Here is a 16,998-nt window from a genome sequence, read left to right on the forward strand (position 1 = left end):
AAAGCACGAAGAAACCGACGATGCCCAGATTGAGAAAAACATGAACCCGATTATCCCGCGCGTTTCCGGCTATATCACTAAAGTGTATGTTGCTGACAACGCTATGGTTAAAAAAGGAGATACACTTTTCACCATCGATAACAAGGATTACATCGTAAAATTGGAAGATGCCAAGGCAGCATTGGCCGCAGCAGAGGGAAATTTTGAAGTTTCTAAAGCTGATGTCGGCAGCGCGCAGGCAAACGTTTCCGTTTCAGAATCCAACGTGCTTTCCGCCGGTGGCAATATCGAAACAGCAAGAATCAGGCTGTCACGTGCGACAAATGACTTTGAGCGCTACAATAACCTCTACAAAAACCACTCGATCACCAAACAGCAGTTTGAACAGGCTGAAGCTGCGAAACTCGAAGCCGAAAACCAGTTGAAAATACTTCAGCAGCAGCAGCGTGCGAGCAACTACCAAAAATCGGTAACTGTTGCGAAATCGAATGTCACCAACAAACAGACGCAGGTAGCATTGGCCAATATCAAAAGAGCACAGGCACAGCTTGAGGCGGCAAAGCTGAACCTTTCGTATACCGTCGTTACGGCTTCTATTGACGGCCAGATTTCAAAAATTGGAATTCAGCCGGGTCAATTGGTACAACCAGGACAATCCTTATTTTATATCATTAACAATCAGGAAGCCTGGGTGATTGCAAACTTTAAGGAGACCCAATTGAACAAAATGGTAGTCGGACAAAAGGTGACCATCAAAGTAGATGCGTATCCTGATACCGATTTCAAGGGGACCGTGGCGTCATTTTCACCCGCTACCGGAGCCCGTTTTTCAGTCCTGCCTCCGGACAATGCCACAGGTAACTTTGTAAAGACAATCCAAAGGCTTCCGGTGAAAATCACGATCGATGCCGACAATGATCCCGAAAAATTGAAAGTACTGCGTCCAGGCATGAATGTAGATGTGGATGTACACCTGCAATAATTGATAAAATATGGTTCAGGAAGAAAATGATTTAGTAGAATACGGTTTCCGCCGCGTGATCATCACGATTACAGCGGTGCTGTGCGCCCTGCTCGAAATCGTCGATACCACGATTGTCAATGTTGCGCTGACAAATATGCGGGGCAGCCTCGGGGCGACGCTCACCGATGTAGCGTGGGTAATCACGGCATATGCTATCGCCAATGTCATTGTAATTCCGATGACCAGCTGGCTCTCCCAGCAGTTTGGCCGTCGCAATTATTTTGCGGTTTCCATTGTCATTTTTACCGTTGCCTCGTTCCTTTGCGGCAATGCGGACAACATTTGGGAACTCGTGATTTTCCGTTTCATCCAGGGGCTTGGCGGTGGTGCTTTGCTGGTTACGGCACAGACGATTATCACAGAAAGTTATCCCGCTGCAAAACGCGGCATGGCCCAGGCCATTTATGGAATGGGTGTCATTGTGGGCCCCACGCTGGGACCGCCTTTGGGTGGCTATATCGTAGAGAATTATTCATGGCCCTATATCTTTTACATCAATATTCCGATCGGGATCATTGCGGTAATCCTGACCATGAGTTTTGTACGAAGTCCAAAATATGGCGAAAAACTCAAGGCCAACCAAGTGGACTGGATCGGAATCATATTGTTGGCCGCCTTTATTGGCTCGCTTCAATTCGTGCTGGAACATGGGCAACAGGATGATTGGTTTGACAACATCTGGATCACCACGCTTAGCGTTGTCTCGCTGTTTGGGCTAATTCTGTTCATCTGGCGACAGCTCACCTATGCCCACCCTATCGTAAATCTGGGTGTTTTAAAAGACCGGAACCTGCGTGTAGGTACTTTTATGTGTTTTATCCTTGGATTTGGATTGTACGGCTCCACATTGGTCATCCCGATTTATACCCAGCAGATTCTTGGCTGGACTGCCACCGAAGCAGGATTGTTGTTGATTCCCGGATCTATTACCACGGCGTTTATGATGCCAATCGTAGGAAATCTAATCCAAAAAGGCGTACCACAGCCCTATCTTGTGGCAGTAGGGTTCCTTATTTTCTTTTTCTTCACGTTTTGGATGCACAATGCGATGACGCCAGATACTGGTGCGGAACATTTGTTCTGGCCATTGATCCTTCGAGGCATTGGTCTGGGACTGCTTTTCGTCCCCATTACCACGATGGCATTGTCTACTTTGAAAGGGAGAAGTATCGGTGAAGGTGCTGCATTTACGGGAATGATGCGCCAATTGGGGGGCTCGTTTGGCATTGCGATCATTACCACCTTTATCACAAGATATACTCAAAAACACCGCGTTGATATGGTTTCCCATCTTGACGGCAGCCGTATCGAGGTACAGCAAAGGCTTCAAATGACGCAACGTGCGTTCGAATCCAAGGGATTTTCAACGTCGGAGGCCATTGCTAAAGCAAATCAGGCACTTGATTACACTGTCTTGAAACAAAGCACCGTTCTGTCTTATATGGACATCTTTTTGTACCTCGGCATTTTGTTCCTTTGCTGTATTCCGATCATTTTATTTGTCAAAAGGGGAAAAACAAAAGTTGATATGTCTGAAGCGATGCATTAAACTAAAAAAAAGCATTACAAAAAACCGGGTCAATGCCCGGTTTTTTCGTTTCATCAATTGCCGATTTCCCTGATATCCGGAGCCGTATCTTCCCAAAGTTCAATCTTATTGCCTTCAGCGTCCATGATATGCACAAACTTTCCGTATTCATACGTAGTGATTTCGTCCAGAATATTAACCCCGTTTTTTCTGAGGTTCTCGACAAGTGCTTCAATATGCTGGACCCTATAATTCACCATAAATTCTTTTTTCGAAGGTAAAAAGTGACCGTCTGCTGTTTTAAAAGAACACCATTGGAGGGAATTTATTTCTTCCGGCCTGTCAAGATTCCGCGATTCGAAACTGGATGTGCCCCATGCACTGATTTCGAGTCCCAGATTCTTTGCGTACCACTCTTTGATTTCTTTCGGGTTATCCGAATAAAAGAAAATACCCCCAACCCCTGTTACTTTTGGTGTATCATCTGGTGAAAGATTAGCCCTGCCGTTTTCATTTTTTTTGTCTTCCATCATTGTGTTTATTTTTCTATAAGTTGCGTTTCAAAATTAAAGAACTAATCATGGTGACGAATAATTCTACAAGCAAAATTACTGCTCAGGACATGAGCTTATCAAGTTATTTCTTAATTCCCGATAGTTCGCTTCAGGAAGTCGCACGATTTTTATTGGCTAAGGTAAAAAAAGCACGATGCAAAAATGAAGCGGGTGGTACGATATTTTTCAATTTTGCTGCATCTCAGAATCAAAATCCCGCTGTTTACATCGATGTAAACAAAATCCATATCTTAAAACTTATTTAAAACTTTATCCCAATTCATAAAATAATGTAAATTCGCAGGGATTTAGCGGACATCGATAAATCCAGCAAAATCAGTAACTATTTGCAGATGAACAACGAAGATATACGGGGCATCAAGCAGTTGCTTTCCGAACCAAGACGGATCGCCATCATACCCCATAGAAGTCCTGACGGAGATGCCATGGGATCTACACTCGGACTTTGGCATTACCTGATTGGACTGGGGCACCAACCATTTGTTATTGCCCCAAATGAATTTCCCGATTTTCTTGCCTGGCTGCCTGGTTCGGAGCGTGTGATCATCTATGAAAAAGATAAAGAAGCAGGGACAAAATTGCTGCGTGCCGCAGAGATCGTCTTTACACTCGATTTCAATGCGCTGCACCGAACGGGAGAAATGGAACATGTGCTTGCGGCATTAAAAGTGCCTTTCGTTATGATTGACCACCACCAGAAACCCGATGGTTATGCGGAATATAGGTACTCGGACACCGCATTTGGGTCAACCTGCGAAATGTTGTACAATTTTATCGGGATGATGGGTGATGAAACACGCATCGATACAAAAATCGCAACATGCATCTACACTGGAATCGTAACGGATTCGGGGTCATTCAGATATCCATCTACAACAAGTGCGACACACCATATTGTAGCCGACCTGATTTCGAAGGGAATCGACAACAGCGAAATACACACGTTACTTTTCGACAACAATTCGTTTGACAGGCTCCAGCTGATCGGTTGTGCGCTGCAAAATATGAAGGTGTTTCCGGAATATAAAACCGCCTACATCACGCTGTCACAGAAAGAACTTGACCAGCATCACTACGTCAAGGGAGACACTGAGGGAATCGTAAATTATGGCTTGACTATAAAAGGGATTATTTTTGCTGCGATATTCATAGAACATAAGGACGAGAATATCATCAAGATTTCGTTCCGTTCGCAAGGCGACTTCGATGTCAACCAATTTGCCCGTGACCATTTCAATGGAGGCGGACATATCAACGCTGCCGGGGGAAAATCCAATCAGTCGTTGAAGGAAACAATACTTAAATTTGAAACCATAATTAAAGGCCTGTAATATGAAAAAGATACACATGATGGCATTAACGCTGGGGATTTTATTCACAGCATGTTCGCAGCAGCAGGCGCGCAAACCGATTTCAAATTCGTCCGGAACCTTCATGAAGGAATCGGTGGAACGAAATAAAAAACTGGTAGCAGGCGAGGAAGCGCAAATCGATTCCATTATCAAAAGCAATCCCGGAACCAAGTATATTGCCTCCAAAAAAGGGTATTGGTACTACTATATCGCCCAAAATACCAAAGATACCATTCACCCGAAGAAAGGAGATATCGCCTATTTCGACTACGAACTGAAAAGCCTTGATGGCAACGTAATCTACTCCGAAGTCGAGCTGCGCCCGCAGGTTTACCATGTCGACAAACAGAATATTATGATGGGATTGCGCGACGCCATCAAGCTGATGAAAAAAAATGAAACAGTGACATTCCTCTTTCCATCGCACATGGCCTACGGTTATCACGGCGACAATAAAAGCATCGGCCCAAAAACATCTTTGATTTGCACCGTGACACTGAACGACATCAAACCCGACACAGAAGCAAAGGCAAGTCCTACAGCAAAAACCAACAAACCACTCTTAACACCAGATATACCCGTAAAACAAGAATAATCCATGAACAAAAAACTCATTTTAATTTTGCTTGTGATCACAAGCTTTTTTTCGTGCGGAGACGAACACAGCAAACTTCCGGACGGACTTTACGCAGATATTGAAACCGTAAAAGGACACATTATTGTAAAACTTGAATTCGAAAAAACCCCGGTAACGGTCGCAAATTTTGTCTCGCTTGCCGAAGGTAAAAACACCTATGTAAAAGGCGACCTCAAGGGAAAGCCGTTCTATGATGGCTTAAAATTCCATAGGGTCGAGAAAGGATTTGTGATCCAGGGAGGTGATCCCGATGGTAATGGAAGCGGCGGTCCGGGATACCAATTTAAAGATGAAATCACCGATTTGACACATAACCGCGCCGGGACATTGTCGATGGCCAATTCAGGCCCCGCTACAAATGGCAGCCAATTTTTCATCACGCTGAGCGAAACCCCGCATCTTGACGGAAGACACACCGTCTTTGGATATGTCGTGGAGAACGGGATGGACGTTGTGAATAAAGTGGTAAAGGACGACGGAATCATCTCAGTGAAAATTATCCGAAAAGGCGAAAATGCGAAGAAATTCGACGCACCAAAAGTGTTCGCGGAATATTACGCAAAAGAGGCCGAAAACCGGAAGAAACAAGCCGAAATCAACGCCCAGAAACAGCGCGAGTATGAGGCAAAGTACAAAGACGTGATCGCGGCGAAGAAGACCTATTTCGACGGACTGAAAGCTACTGCCCAGAAAACCAGCACGGGATTGCAGTATAAGATCGTTAAGAAAGGAACTGGTGCAAAACCGGCTGCAGGAACGACGATATTTCTTTACTATGCCGGCTATTTTACAACCGGTGTTCCTTTTGACACGAATATTGTCACGGTAGCAAAAGAATTCGGACTGTATGATCAAACCCGAGAAATGCAGGGCGGTTACGGTCCAATGCCATTTCAGGCCGGAAAGAAAACAGGACTGGTACCGGGTTTTATCGAAGGGATTGAAAACATGTCCATCGGTGACAAAGCAGTTTTATATATGCCGTCAATTTTAGGATTTGGCGAGGCCGGTGCCGGTGATGGTTTTATCCCGCCAAATTCGGACCTGATTTTTGAACTGGAAGTTTTAGAAGCCCCAAAAAAATAAATATATCAATGGGACAAACTCCTGAAAATCCCGCAGTTGCAAACAGAGTAAGGAAATTAAACGTTGAAAAATGAAAATCAGATTGATTGCTTTATGCTTTTTGTTAATGTCTGGCGGCATCTTTGCACAGACCAAAAAAACCGTTGCTAAAAAATCCGCAGCAACTACAAAGGTGGTTACAAAAACGCCTTTAAAGGTGGCGGAAAAAACGGCAGTAAAAAAACCGATTGTACCATCGGCGGAATCTGACGGAATCTTTGCCCAAATGGAAACCGCAAAAGGAAAAATCTACCTGAGACTTGAATACCAAAAAGTACCGTTGACTGTAGCGAGTTTTATCTCTTTGGCAGAAGGAACAAACCCATATGTCACCATTGCCGAAAGAAAAGGAAAGCCATTCTTTGACGGATTGAAATTTCACCGCGTGATCCCCGATTTTATGATTCAGGGTGGCGATCCTATGGGTAACGGATCTGGCAGCCCAGGCTATAAATATAAAGACGAAGAAACAACAGACGTATTTGACAAACCGGGTGTACTGGCCATGGCAAACTCAGGCCCTGCAACCAATGGAAGCCAGTTTTTCATCACCCATAAAGAAACGCCGTGGCTGAACCACAAGCACACCATTTTTGGCCATGTCATTACCGGGCAGGATGTCGTAAACGCGATCAGGCAGGACGATGTAATCAACAAAGTAACCATCATCCGAAAAGGTGCTGCCGCAAACGCATTTAACGCTGTCAAAGTTTTTACCGATTATTATGGCGGTAAAGCTGACGAAGAAAAAAAACAAGCTGATTTGGAAGCCCAGGCCAGGAAAAAACAGGAAGAAGAAGCTGCATTGGCTAAAAAAGCTTATCGCGACCAATACAGTAGCGTATTTGCAGCAAAAGTGGCAGAACTGAATGCCTTAAAGGTAAAATCTACAAAAACAGAGAGCGGGCTGCAATATATTCTTACCAAAGGAACTGGTACCAAACCCGCTGACGGGACCAATGTATTCGTTCATTATTCAGGATATTTTGAAGATGGATCATTATTTCAAAGCAGCCATGCAGATGTAAGTAAACGGTACGGCATGTATGAGGAGGCAGCTGCCGCCAATTACCAGCCTTTCCCATTTTCATATGGTGCGAAGCAAGGATTAATACCGGGTTTCCTGGAAGTATTAAATCTGATGTCGTTTGGTGATAAGGTTACTGTTTTTATTCCGGCGAAACTAGGTTATGGTCCCCGGGGCTACGGTGGTGCTATTCCGCCAAATACTAACCTTATATTCGAAATTGAATTGCTGGAGAAGCAAAACTAAATAAAAAAGGGCTTACGTTGGTAAGCCCTTTTTTTAATATTCTAAACTTCCTGAAAAAAAATTAACGGCAAACAGGTTCTATTTCACCGGGAATTTCCAATCGAATTCATCCTTATCATTGATAATGGCACCTATCTCTACTTTAGAGACCACGCCAAATTCCGCCTGTAAAATGAGCCAATGGGTTTCGTCGAAATACTGTTCAGTAAGATCATAATCCTCCCGTTCCCATTTTGCAAATCCATGTGCCTCCAAATTTGACTTCACGTCTTCAATGACTACTCCAACGACTTTTTTTCCAAACAGTTCCGCTGATGGATGGGAACACATGGCATAACCCAGCCTGAAATCTTCATCCTGATAAAAGGTCAGCCTCCATTTCAGCGCATTGTAAATATAAATCACGTTGTCTTCATCATCGCGGAATTCCTTATCGGGTTTGCCACAAATGTCAACAACATTCCCCTGTTTCATCCCAAATAGTAATTTTCCAACGCCAAACTTCGGTGTAATCGTCATAAAATAGTTTTTCACAAAGGTAATCAAGCTTATAGAATTTCAGGAAAGTTTACAGAATTTCCATCTCTAAAAACCGTACGGGCATTTTCACCGTAATTTTAAATAACATATCACTATTAACCTTATAAATTAAGTATTATGCAACAAAAATCCTTTTCTAAAAAATTATGGTTTGGATCGGCGCTACTGCTAAGTTGTTTCTTCATGGAAGCCCAAATCGTTACAAGCGGAGCAGATGACGGTTCTGACGGTACACTGCGGTCAGAAATCGCCGACGCCCCGCCTGGTGGTATCATCACATTTGGACTTACGGTTACAAATGTCACCTTGACCATGGGACAAATCACTATTGACAAATCACTCACCATTACAGGAAATTTGATTTCGAATACTACTATCGATGGCGGTGGCAACAGCAGAATTTTCGAAATTACTTCCGGAAATGTATTGATTAATGACCTTATACTGACCAATGGACTAGCGGACAACGGCGGCGGTATTTATGTATCTGGCGCAACGCTGACAATGAATAATACCACACTGTTGAACAACGTCGCCAATGGCGCGAGTGGGAGCGGCGGCGGAATTTTCGCCGGTACCGGATCAACATTAAACTTAACGGGATGCACGGTTTCCGGAAATCAGGCCAATAGGGCTGGTGGCGGAATCGAAGCTATAGCGGGAACAACCTTAACTTTGAACAATGTCAGTCTGAACACAAACAACGCTGGCGTTGCCCCTGCTACGGCAGCTCCAGGGAATGGTGGCGGATTGCACGTGACAGGAAATGCTACCGTAATGATCACCGGAGGCACGGTGAACAATAATAAATCCGCGGCAGAAGGCGGTGGTTTGTGGAACGGTTCCGGAACGATGGATATCAACGGTACAGCAATTATCGGAAATACCGCGTCGGGTGCGTTATCAGACAACGGCGGTGGCGGAATTTACAACCTCAATGGGGGAACGCTTACGATAGAAAATGCAAATATTGCCGACAATGATGCCGATGGCGCAGCGGGTAGCGGCGGCGGAATCTTAAATGATGTTGGCGCATCGCTGACAATCACCAATTCATTTATTACCGGCAATACGTCCAACCGTGCGGGTGGAGGTATCGAAAATAACGTTGGGACGGTCACCCTGAACAACGTGAACCTAAATGGAAATACGACCAATACATCACCTGGAAACGGAGGAGGGCTGCATGTAACCGGAGCAGGAACCGTGGGAGTTAATGGCGGTACCGTCAATACCAATACTGCTGGAGCTGAAGGTGGCGGCTTGTGGAACGGTACTGGGACAATGACCGTCATCGGCACAACGATTTCAGGAAATTCTGCAGCAGGCGCCGGAGCAGATCAAGGAGGCGGCGGAATTTACAACCTGAACGGAGGAACCTTAATTGTAGAGAATGCTTCTATCAGCAACAACATGGCTACCGGAACCGCAGGCAGCGGCGGTGGAATCTTAAACGACGTTGGCTCGCATCTCACCATTACCGATTCTTCAATCACAGGAAACTCAGCAATTCGAGCCGGTGGTGGAATTGAAGACAATTCAGGATCAGGTACCATCATACTCGACAACGTGAATTTAAATGGAAACAGCGTATCAGGGCCTCCAGGAAATGGCGGTGGACTGCACATCACCGGTGGCGGAAGCGCGATGATTACCGGAGGAACTGTGAATAATAACACCGCTGCGGCTGAAGGCGGAGGTCTGTGGAATGGAACCGGTACGATGACAATTGACGGCACCGTTATCGGCGGAAATACCGCTAGTGGTGCTGGTGCTGACCAGGGCGGTGGCGGCGTTTATAACCTCAATGCCGGAACATTGGTGATCATGAACGCTACAATCAGCGGCAATAATGCCAATGGTACTTTGGGAAGCGGCGGTGGAATCTTAAACGATGTCGGCTCGCAACTATCCATTACCAATTCCGAAATAAGTGGAAATACCGCTGTTCGCGCTGGAGGAGGCATTGAAGACAATTCTGGAAACAGCACCATCATACTTACCAATGTCAGCCTAAATGGAAATACCGTTTCAGGCCCTCCGGGAAATGGTGGGGGCTTACACATCACCGGAGCCGGAAACGCAACGATTACAGGTGGAACCGTAAATGGAAATACGGCGGCGTTAGAAGGCGGCGGCCTATGGAACGGCTCCGGAATTATGACCGTTTCAGGAACCGAAATTAATGGCAATACTTCAACAGGTGCTGCTGCAGACGATGGTGGTGGCGCAATCTTTAATACTGCAGGAACCCTAAATATAACCGATTCCACCATTGCAGGCAATAGGGCGACTGGAACCAGCGGAAGCGGAGGTGCAGTTTTAAGCCTTGCGGGAACGGTAACGATAACAAATACTATTTTTGACACCAACAGCGCAAACCGCGCTGGCGGGGCTATTGAATTGGTTAACGGCACACTGAATGTAACTGATTCCGATTTAACCAACAACGATGTCGATGGTACCGCAGGAACACCAAACCCTGGAAATGGTGGTGCATTGCATATCACAGGCGCAGTGACCGCAACGATCACCGGAGGTACTGTTAATGGCAATGATGCAAGACGTGAAGGCGGCGGTTTATGGAATCAGGCTGGAAGCATCATGACCGTAAATGCAGTGACTATTGATTCCAACACGGCCAGCGGACCTGATGTAAATCACGGCGGCGGAGGTATCTTTAACAACGGAGGTGATCTTGTAGTCAACAATTCTACAATCTCCAATAACGTTGCAGACGGTACACTCGGAAACGGCGGCGGACTTCACGTTAAAGCAGGAGTAGCGACGGTTTTACTCAGCACGTTCTCCGGGAATTCTTCGCTGAACAACGGTGGTGGACTGTACAACAACACCGTATTAACCGTAAATGCCTCAACGATTGCTGATAACAGTGCGGCAGTCAATGGTGGTGGCATCGCAAACAACAGTACGCTTGCGGTAAGCCTTAAAAACAGTATTGTCGCTACAAACACCGCTACAGCCGGTTTTGATATTTCAAATGCTATAGGAACATTCACTTCAAATGGTTATAATTTAATTGGCCAGGATGATACAAACATTTTCCCAAGCCAGTCCACGGACCTCGAAGGGACGGCGACTGTTCTGATTGATCCATTAGTCGGAGCGCTTTCGGACAACGGAGGCAATACCTTCACGCATGCTTTGCTTGCAAACAGTCCGGCTTATAATATGGGCGACCCTGCAGACCTGTTTAATGACCAGAATGATAATGCTGTTTTCGCTGGGCGAAGAGATATCGGTTCGTCTGAAGCACAAACCATGCTGGGAATCGACGATGTGACCTTGAGCAATTCCAAAAGAAGCATGGTGTATCCGAATCCTTCAAACAGTGGCATTATCAACATTGCCCTCGCATCTTTGGGTACGGTTTCTGCATCGATTGTTGAAGTGGGATCCGGAAAAACAGTACGACAGTTGCAATTGAATAATATATCAACCCAGATCAGCGTAAGCGATTTCTCAACAGGCGTGTATATTGTACAGCTGGTTGGAGATGATTTTACCGAAACGCACAGGCTGATTCTCGGAAAATAATATTTGGTTAGTTAGTTTGAAAGGCCCCTGACACAGCAATGTTCAGGGGCTTTTTTACATTTTCAGTTCGAGTGCTTCTCTTACCTCCGGCCATTCGGATTTGAGTATGCTGAGTACGATGCTGTCACGGCGGCCTCCATCCGCTTTTGGCATATTCGAGCGCAACACACCGTCAATTTTACATCCGATACTTTTCATGGCAGCGATACTTCGGTGGTTATCGTTATCTGCACGAAATTCGACGCGTTCCATCCCCAGCTGTTCAAATGCGTAGGACAGCAACAGGTACTTACAATGTTTATTAAGCCCGGTCCCCTGAAAATCCCTGCCATACCAGGTGTACCCCAGTTGTAAAGTAGCCAACTGGAACTGAATATCGTAAAAACGCGTGCTTCCGGCATAACGCTGTGATTGCTTATCAAACACGATGAATGGAAACTCAGTCCTGTTTTCCCTCGCCGCCATAGCGATATTGATATAATTTTCGAGGTTTTTCCGTCCGTTGGCGCGTACCAAAGAAAAATGCCAGATTTCCGGTTCATTTTCCGAAAAACCCAACAGGTTCTCGACGTCATCGTAGCGCAAAGGCCGCAACAGCACACGCTCATCTTCGAGAATCAATTCCTGATTGAAGTCAAAATGGTGATTCATGGGATATTTTTTTAGCCCGGATGGGAGCGGCATCCTTTTTTCCCGTTTTTCAGGGAAAAAAGATACAGCGGACAGCCGGATCAGCTCCTAATATTCGAACGTGCCAAACTCACTTTGTATCGTCAGCTTTTTGTTGTCGGCGGCTTCTACCCTACCCACGACTTTAGCGGCGATATCGAATGATTTCGAAATGGCAATGATGTCATCGGCGATCGCTGCGGGTACATAGAGTTCCATGCGGTGCCCACAGTTGAATACCTGGTACATTTCTTTCCAGTCGGTTGCCGATTGCTGTTGGATTAACCTGAACAATGGCGGAACCTCAAAAAGATTGTCTTTAATGATGTGGAGGTTCTCTACAAAATGCAGGATTTTAGTTTGGGCGCCGCCGCTGCAGTGCACCATGCCGTGAATTTGTGTCGCGTTGTATTGTGAAAGTATTTTTTTGATCACCGGCGCATACGTCCGCGTGGGTGAAAGCACCAGTTTTCCCGCGTCCAAAGGGCTTCCTTCGTCAGCTTCGGTGAGTTTCAAACTTCCGGAATACACTAGTGCTGACGGAACAAGCGCGTCAAAACTCTCGGGATATTTTTCGCTAAGGTATTTGGAAAACACATCGTGGCGTGCGGATGTGAGTCCGTTGCTGCCCATGCCTCCATTGTATTCCTTTTCATAAGTCGCCTTACCAAACGACGCAAGCCCAACGATCACATCGCCTGGCCGGATGTTTGCGTTGTCAATCACATCGCTGCGTTTCATCCTTGCGGTTACGGTTGAGTCCACGATAATTGTCCGGACAAGATCACCGACATCAGCGGTCTCGCCTCCCGTGGAATGGATCGTGACGCCGAATTTCGACAATTCATCGATTAGTGATTGGGTTCCTGTTATGATTGCGGCGATTACTTCCGATGGGATCAGGTTTTTGTTGCGTCCTATGGTGGATGAAAGCAGGATATTGTCAGTAGCGCCTACGCATAGTAAATCGTCGATATTCATGATCAGTGCATCCTGTGCAATGCCTTTCCATACAGAAAGATCTCCTGTTTCCTTCCAATACAGGTACGCCAATGAAGATTTAGTGCCGGCACCATCGGCATGCATGATAATGCAATGGTCGCCATCGTTGGTTAAATAATCAGGGATAATTTTACAGAAAGCTTTCGGGAAAAGGCCTTTGTCGATGTTTTTAATGGCGTTGTGTACGTCTTCCTTGGAAGCGGAAACCCCGCGCATGGCGTAGCGTTTACTGGTATCGGAACTCATCTTGACGGTTGTGTTGTTGTGTGGCAAAGGTAGGTATAAAAAAAAAGCCTTCCAAGCCAGATTGGCTTAAAGGACGCTTTTCATTTCCAGCTTAAATTTCAGGATGGTATTATCCCGCTGCACTTCGAGCAACAACTTCCGTCCGTCATCGGATTTGAGCATTTCGTTAATTTCTTCCAGGGTGTACCGATAGCTTTGGGAATTATTAATCGTGAGCAGCACATCACCCTGCTTTATTCCGACAACATCGGCCGGCGAACCTTTCCGTACGGAAGCAATTTCATACACCGGTTTAAGTTCAAACTGGTACTTGATATCCATTTCGTTGCCGCTGCTAAATTCAATTTTAACGGAACTGGACGTACCATTCCGCTGTTTTTTTTCCTGAACCATTTTCAGCCCCACGTGATGCAATTCAATGCCGCTGGTATTACAGTGAAACGGCAGATCAAAATTGGCATTTTTCCGGAGATAAAACTTACTGTTTTTGTAATCCAAAATCACATGAAACCGTTTGAGCACTTCACCTCCAATGGATCCGAGCCTGTCATCAACCATCTTTACATTGCGCAGCGAAACGGTATCCGGGAATGACACTACCGGCCTGGTAAAATGGAAGTCATCCAGTTTGAAATCGGTAATGCGGGCCTTTTTCCCAAATACCGGACCGCTGAAGCCACGACCCAGAAAGTCATCAAAATTACGCTCCGGAATATTAATTTTATCCGACTTTTTATCAAACAGCCAAATCGCGTCGCTGTTACCGGTATCCAGAAGTAATTTGGCGTTGATCTGATCGTCTCCGGTCTTCACCGACGAAATGACATAGGGCTTATTGCGTTCAATCGTGATATCAAGCGGTGTGTAGTCTTTCGTTAGCTTACCGATATTCGTTTTTGCACGGTTGTATATCACGAGCTTTTTCCGGGCATAATTAATTTTCACGAGATAATCCCTGAAAAACTGATAACCGATAATGCCGTTTACGGGCATCCCAAGACTCGAAGACAAATTCATTAATTCGTCGATGACAATTAATATTTCCTGGTGTTTAAATCCAAGTCCGCCTAACTCAAGTGTATTGTTTTTTGACTTCAGCCCTTCAACGCCTTCCTGGTTTCCAAGACCGCGCAACGTAATTTTCTCCACATCATACAATGGGACTTCGTCTTTTTCATCAAGGCTGAACAATATCGTTTCCTCAACACCCGAGTCAAGCAGGAAACTGAGTTCAACGCCATTTACAGAAACCGGAATGATAACGAGGTTATTGACCAATTTGAAAGGGAGGATCACTTTGTTCTTTTCGGGGAATGTTGAAAATCCTTCCTGAGCCCTCCCGAGGAATGCACAAAAGATGGTGCAGATTATCGCTAAGAAAGTTTTCATCGTAATTTTTTATTAAAATTATAAAATAATTACCGAATACGTATAATCTGACAATTTAAAAACACCTCCAGAAATTGGAAGGCAGTAAAAAAAATTGCAATTTTGCACGCAAATCATTTCATATGCCGAAAGTATCACACAAAGGAAGCAACATGCCGGAATCTCCAATCAGGAAATTGGTTCCCTATTCAGAAATTGCTAAAAAGAAAGGCCACAAGGTGTACCACCTGAACATTGGGCAGCCTGATATCCGCACACCGGAAGTGGCTATGAATTCGATTAAGAATCTCGACATTAAGGTTTTAGAATACAGCCACTCTGCAGGGTTTGAAAGCTATAGAAACAAGCTGTCGCAATATTATAAAAATCATGGCCTTCCTATTGATGTCGCGGACATCATCATTACAACAGGCGGCTCTGAAGCTTTACTTTTTGCTATGGGCAGCACTATGGATGTAGATGATGAGATTATCATTCCTGAACCATTTTATGCCAACTACAATGGCTTTTCCACTGCTTCAGGTGTGAAAGTTGTACCTGTAATTTCGACTATAGAAACTGGGTTTGCGTTGCCTCCGATTGCCGATTTTGAAAAACTGATCACTGCGAAGACTAAGGCAATCCTGATCTGCAATCCAGGAAATCCAACCGGCTATCTCTATTCAAAGGAGGAGATGATGCAATTGGCAGAACTGGTTAAGAAATACGATCTTTTCCTGATTGCTGATGAAGTGTACCGCGAATTTACCTATGACGGCGACACCCACTATTCTGTAATGAACATTCCTGGAATCGAAGAAAATGCCATCATGATTGATTCTGTGTCTAAAAGATACAGTATGTGTGGCGCGAGAATCGGCTGCATTGTCTCAAAGAATAAGGAAGTCATGGCCACCGCAATGAAATTTGCACAGGCAAGACTGAGTCCGCCCACTTTCGCGCAGATTGCCAGTGAAGCCGCTTTAGATACGCCACAGAGTTACTTCGACGAGGTAATCTCTGAATACAGGGAGCGTCGGGACATTCTTATCGCGGAGCTGAATAAGATTGATGGTGTAAAAGTGGCGAAGCCTAAAGGTGCGTTCTATTGCATCGCACAATTGCCTATTGACAACGCGGATAAATTTGCACAATGGCTGTTGGAATCGTTCGATTACAATGGCGAAACCGTGATGGTAGCGCCAGCTGCAGGATTTTATTCTACGCCCGGCGTTGGCTTAAATGAGGTCAGGATCGCTTACGTACTCAAAAAGGAAGACCTTATCAAAAGCGTGCACATCCTTAAAGAAGCATTGCAGGTTTATAACTCCTGATTTTTAGCAGGCACTGGCTTTGTGCCGGAATAGAAATCGTAGCACACGCCACCGAAACTTCCCCAGGAAAAATACCAGATTATTTCAATCCACGGAATAGTGCCGTAACACCGTATGCCTAATTTTGTGTCTGGCAAAAGCCAATATTTGTTCCAATAATCCGGTGCGATCAATTCAAACAGAATGACATAAATCGGAAAGGCAATAGCCAGAAGCAAAATGCCGGATAGTATTGCTTTTTTTAACAAGTCTGGCCTTTGAAAGAGGATAAACAGTGTAAAGCAAATAAAGCTAATAGGGCTTACCAGCATCGAATTGAAGCCCATCGGCGGCAATGACACCATCGCAACGATGCCGATGGCGAACAGAATGTAAAAAGTTCCTTTGCGGGTCGGCGTTGCTTCAATTTCGTTTTGCCTGAAGACAAAATTATAAATCGACATCGAAATACCGATAATCACAAAACCAACTAAAAAATCTTCAACTGATATTACGGCGTTTCCCAACACCGTGGGCGGCCTCCAATAGTCCCTTAAATACCAGTATTCTGCAATAAATCCCGAGAACCCACCGATAAGGCTGGACTTTAGCATTTTACGCCTTAGGTCTTTCTTATGGAAATATATTATCAGCCACAATACAGCTAAAAACAACCCTAAAAACAAATAGATATATTGCTCCATGAAGCCAGCTAAAAATTTTGACGAAAATAAATAAAAAAAGAGCTCCAAAATATATGAAGCTCTTTTTTGTTGTATTTGAATTAA

Annotated in this window: 15 protein-coding genes; 9 read left to right on the forward strand and 6 right to left on the reverse strand. The window is 45.0% G+C overall.

Translation table 11 applies throughout. The annotated features are described in order from the left end of the window. Both CFE23_RS10340 and CFE23_RS10345 read left to right on the forward strand, forming a co-directional pair. Positions 1-982 (forward strand): HlyD family secretion protein (locus tag CFE23_RS10340; RefSeq protein ID WP_291087500.1); only part of this gene is annotated, 982 nt, incomplete at its 5' end. Positions 983-992: 10 nt separating this feature from the next. Then, positions 993-2,573, forward strand: a complete 1,581-nt coding sequence (locus tag CFE23_RS10345; RefSeq protein WP_291087504.1) for an MDR family MFS transporter — start codon at positions 993-995, stop codon at positions 2,571-2,573. 53 nt (positions 2,574-2,626) lie between these two features. Here CFE23_RS10345 and CFE23_RS10350 read toward each other — a convergent pair whose 3' ends face one another. After that, on the reverse strand, positions 2,627-3,085 hold the full coding sequence (locus tag CFE23_RS10350; RefSeq protein WP_363331584.1) for a VOC family protein: 459 nt from the start codon (positions 3,083-3,085) through the stop codon (positions 2,627-2,629). Positions 3,086-3,132: 47 nt separating this feature from the next. Between CFE23_RS10350 and CFE23_RS10355 the strand changes: the two genes are divergently transcribed. The 5 genes from CFE23_RS10355 to CFE23_RS10375 all read left to right on the forward strand — a co-directional run bounded on the left by CFE23_RS10355 (position 3,133) and on the right by CFE23_RS10375 (position 7,514). Then, positions 3,133-3,372 carry a hypothetical protein gene (locus CFE23_RS10355; RefSeq protein ID WP_291087506.1) on the forward strand — a complete coding sequence of 80 codons (240 nt, stop codon included), beginning with the start codon at positions 3,133-3,135 and terminating at the stop codon, positions 3,370-3,372. A gap of 87 nt (positions 3,373-3,459) precedes the next feature. After that, positions 3,460-4,458 (forward strand): bifunctional oligoribonuclease/PAP phosphatase NrnA, encoded by a 999-nt coding sequence (locus CFE23_RS10360; RefSeq protein WP_291087509.1) that lies wholly within the window; start codon positions 3,460-3,462, stop codon positions 4,456-4,458. 1 nt (position 4,459) lies between these two features. After that, complete coding sequence (gldI, locus tag CFE23_RS10365; protein WP_291087512.1) at positions 4,460-5,074, forward strand: gliding motility-associated peptidyl-prolyl isomerase GldI; 615 nt, start codon at positions 4,460-4,462, stop codon at positions 5,072-5,074. A gap of 3 nt (positions 5,075-5,077) precedes the next feature. Then, positions 5,078-6,202 (forward strand): peptidylprolyl isomerase, encoded by a 1,125-nt coding sequence (locus tag CFE23_RS10370; protein WP_291087515.1) that lies wholly within the window; start codon positions 5,078-5,080, stop codon positions 6,200-6,202. A 70-nt stretch (positions 6,203-6,272) separates the two neighbouring features. Beyond that, the gene (locus CFE23_RS10375) at positions 6,273-7,514 is read left to right on the forward strand and encodes a peptidylprolyl isomerase (protein WP_291087518.1); all 1,242 of its coding nucleotides are present in this window, start codon (positions 6,273-6,275) and stop codon (positions 7,512-7,514) included. Between the two features lie 78 nt (positions 7,515-7,592). On the opposite strand, the gene CFE23_RS10380 is transcribed toward CFE23_RS10375, so the two are convergent. After that, entirely contained in the window at positions 7,593-8,033 is a 441-nt protein-coding gene (locus CFE23_RS10380; RefSeq protein WP_291087521.1) for a hypothetical protein, read from the reverse strand. A 138-nt stretch (positions 8,034-8,171) separates the two neighbouring features. Here CFE23_RS10380 and CFE23_RS10385 point away from each other — a divergent pair, with 138 nt between their 5' ends. Then, positions 8,172-11,612 carry a choice-of-anchor Q domain-containing protein gene (locus CFE23_RS10385; protein WP_291087524.1) on the forward strand — a complete coding sequence of 1,147 codons (3,441 nt, stop codon included), beginning with the start codon at positions 8,172-8,174 and terminating at the stop codon, positions 11,610-11,612. A 54-nt stretch (positions 11,613-11,666) separates the two neighbouring features. Here CFE23_RS10385 and CFE23_RS10390 read toward each other — a convergent pair whose 3' ends face one another. The 3 genes from CFE23_RS10390 to CFE23_RS10400 form a co-directional block, all read right to left on the reverse strand. Next, positions 11,667-12,263 (reverse strand): GNAT family protein, encoded by a 597-nt coding sequence (locus tag CFE23_RS10390; RefSeq protein WP_291087529.1) that lies wholly within the window; start codon positions 12,261-12,263, stop codon positions 11,667-11,669. 87 nt (positions 12,264-12,350) lie between these two features. Next, positions 12,351-13,529: an AIR synthase related protein gene (locus CFE23_RS10395; RefSeq protein ID WP_291087533.1), complete on the reverse strand. Its 1,179-nt coding sequence runs from the start codon at positions 13,527-13,529 to the stop codon at positions 12,351-12,353. 66 nt (positions 13,530-13,595) lie between these two features. Beyond that, the gene (locus CFE23_RS10400; protein ID WP_291087536.1) at positions 13,596-14,918 is read right to left on the reverse strand and encodes an aspartyl protease family protein; all 1,323 of its coding nucleotides are present in this window, start codon (positions 14,916-14,918) and stop codon (positions 13,596-13,598) included. A 122-nt stretch (positions 14,919-15,040) separates the two neighbouring features. Between CFE23_RS10400 and CFE23_RS10405 the strand changes: the two genes are divergently transcribed. Then, a complete protein-coding gene (locus CFE23_RS10405) occupies positions 15,041-16,231 on the forward strand; it encodes a pyridoxal phosphate-dependent aminotransferase (protein ID WP_291087539.1) in 1,191 nt (396 codons plus the stop codon). Here CFE23_RS10405 and CFE23_RS10410 read toward each other — a convergent pair. Continuing rightward, complete coding sequence (locus CFE23_RS10410) at positions 16,219-16,914, reverse strand: lycopene cyclase domain-containing protein (RefSeq protein WP_291087542.1); 696 nt, start codon at positions 16,912-16,914, stop codon at positions 16,219-16,221. The two genes, CFE23_RS10405 and CFE23_RS10410, sit on opposite strands and share 13 nt — an antisense overlap. Between the last annotated feature and the right edge of the window lie 84 nt (positions 16,915-16,998).

Source organism: Flavobacterium sp. BFFFF1, from assembly GCF_002256285.1.
In the GTDB taxonomy this organism is placed as follows: Bacteria; Bacteroidota; Bacteroidia; order Flavobacteriales; family Flavobacteriaceae; genus Flavobacterium.

Excerpts from the sequence above, each read along its gene's own strand:
- CFE23_RS10385 (WP_291087524.1), top strand. The coding sequence starts at position 8,172 with ATGCAACAAAAATCCTTTTCTAAAAAATTATGGTTTGGATCGGCGCTA.
- CFE23_RS10400 (WP_291087536.1), bottom strand. The coding sequence starts at position 14,918 with ATGAAAACTTTCTTAGCGATAATCTGCACCATCTTTTGTGCATTCCTC.
- CFE23_RS10375 (WP_291087518.1), top strand. The coding sequence starts at position 6,273 with ATGAAAATCAGATTGATTGCTTTATGCTTTTTGTTAATGTCTGGCGGC.
- CFE23_RS10380 (WP_291087521.1), bottom strand. The coding sequence starts at position 8,033 with ATGACGATTACACCGAAGTTTGGCGTTGGAAAATTACTATTTGGGATG.
- CFE23_RS10395 (WP_291087533.1), bottom strand. The coding sequence starts at position 13,529 with ATGAGTTCCGATACCAGTAAACGCTACGCCATGCGCGGGGTTTCCGCT.
- gldI (WP_291087512.1), top strand. The coding sequence starts at position 4,460 with ATGAAAAAGATACACATGATGGCATTAACGCTGGGGATTTTATTCACA.
- CFE23_RS10360 (WP_291087509.1), top strand. The coding sequence starts at position 3,460 with ATGAACAACGAAGATATACGGGGCATCAAGCAGTTGCTTTCCGAACCA.
- CFE23_RS10390 (WP_291087529.1), bottom strand. The coding sequence starts at position 12,263 with ATGAATCACCATTTTGACTTCAATCAGGAATTGATTCTCGAAGATGAG.
- CFE23_RS10370 (WP_291087515.1), top strand. The coding sequence starts at position 5,078 with ATGAACAAAAAACTCATTTTAATTTTGCTTGTGATCACAAGCTTTTTT.
- CFE23_RS10405 (WP_291087539.1), top strand. The coding sequence starts at position 15,041 with ATGCCGAAAGTATCACACAAAGGAAGCAACATGCCGGAATCTCCAATC.
- CFE23_RS10355 (WP_291087506.1), top strand. The coding sequence starts at position 3,133 with ATGGTGACGAATAATTCTACAAGCAAAATTACTGCTCAGGACATGAGC.
- CFE23_RS10350 (WP_363331584.1), bottom strand. The coding sequence starts at position 3,085 with ATGATGGAAGACAAAAAAAATGAAAACGGCAGGGCTAATCTTTCACCA.
- CFE23_RS10410 (WP_291087542.1), bottom strand. The coding sequence starts at position 16,914 with ATGGAGCAATATATCTATTTGTTTTTAGGGTTGTTTTTAGCTGTATTG.
- CFE23_RS10345 (WP_291087504.1), top strand. The coding sequence starts at position 993 with ATGGTTCAGGAAGAAAATGATTTAGTAGAATACGGTTTCCGCCGCGTG.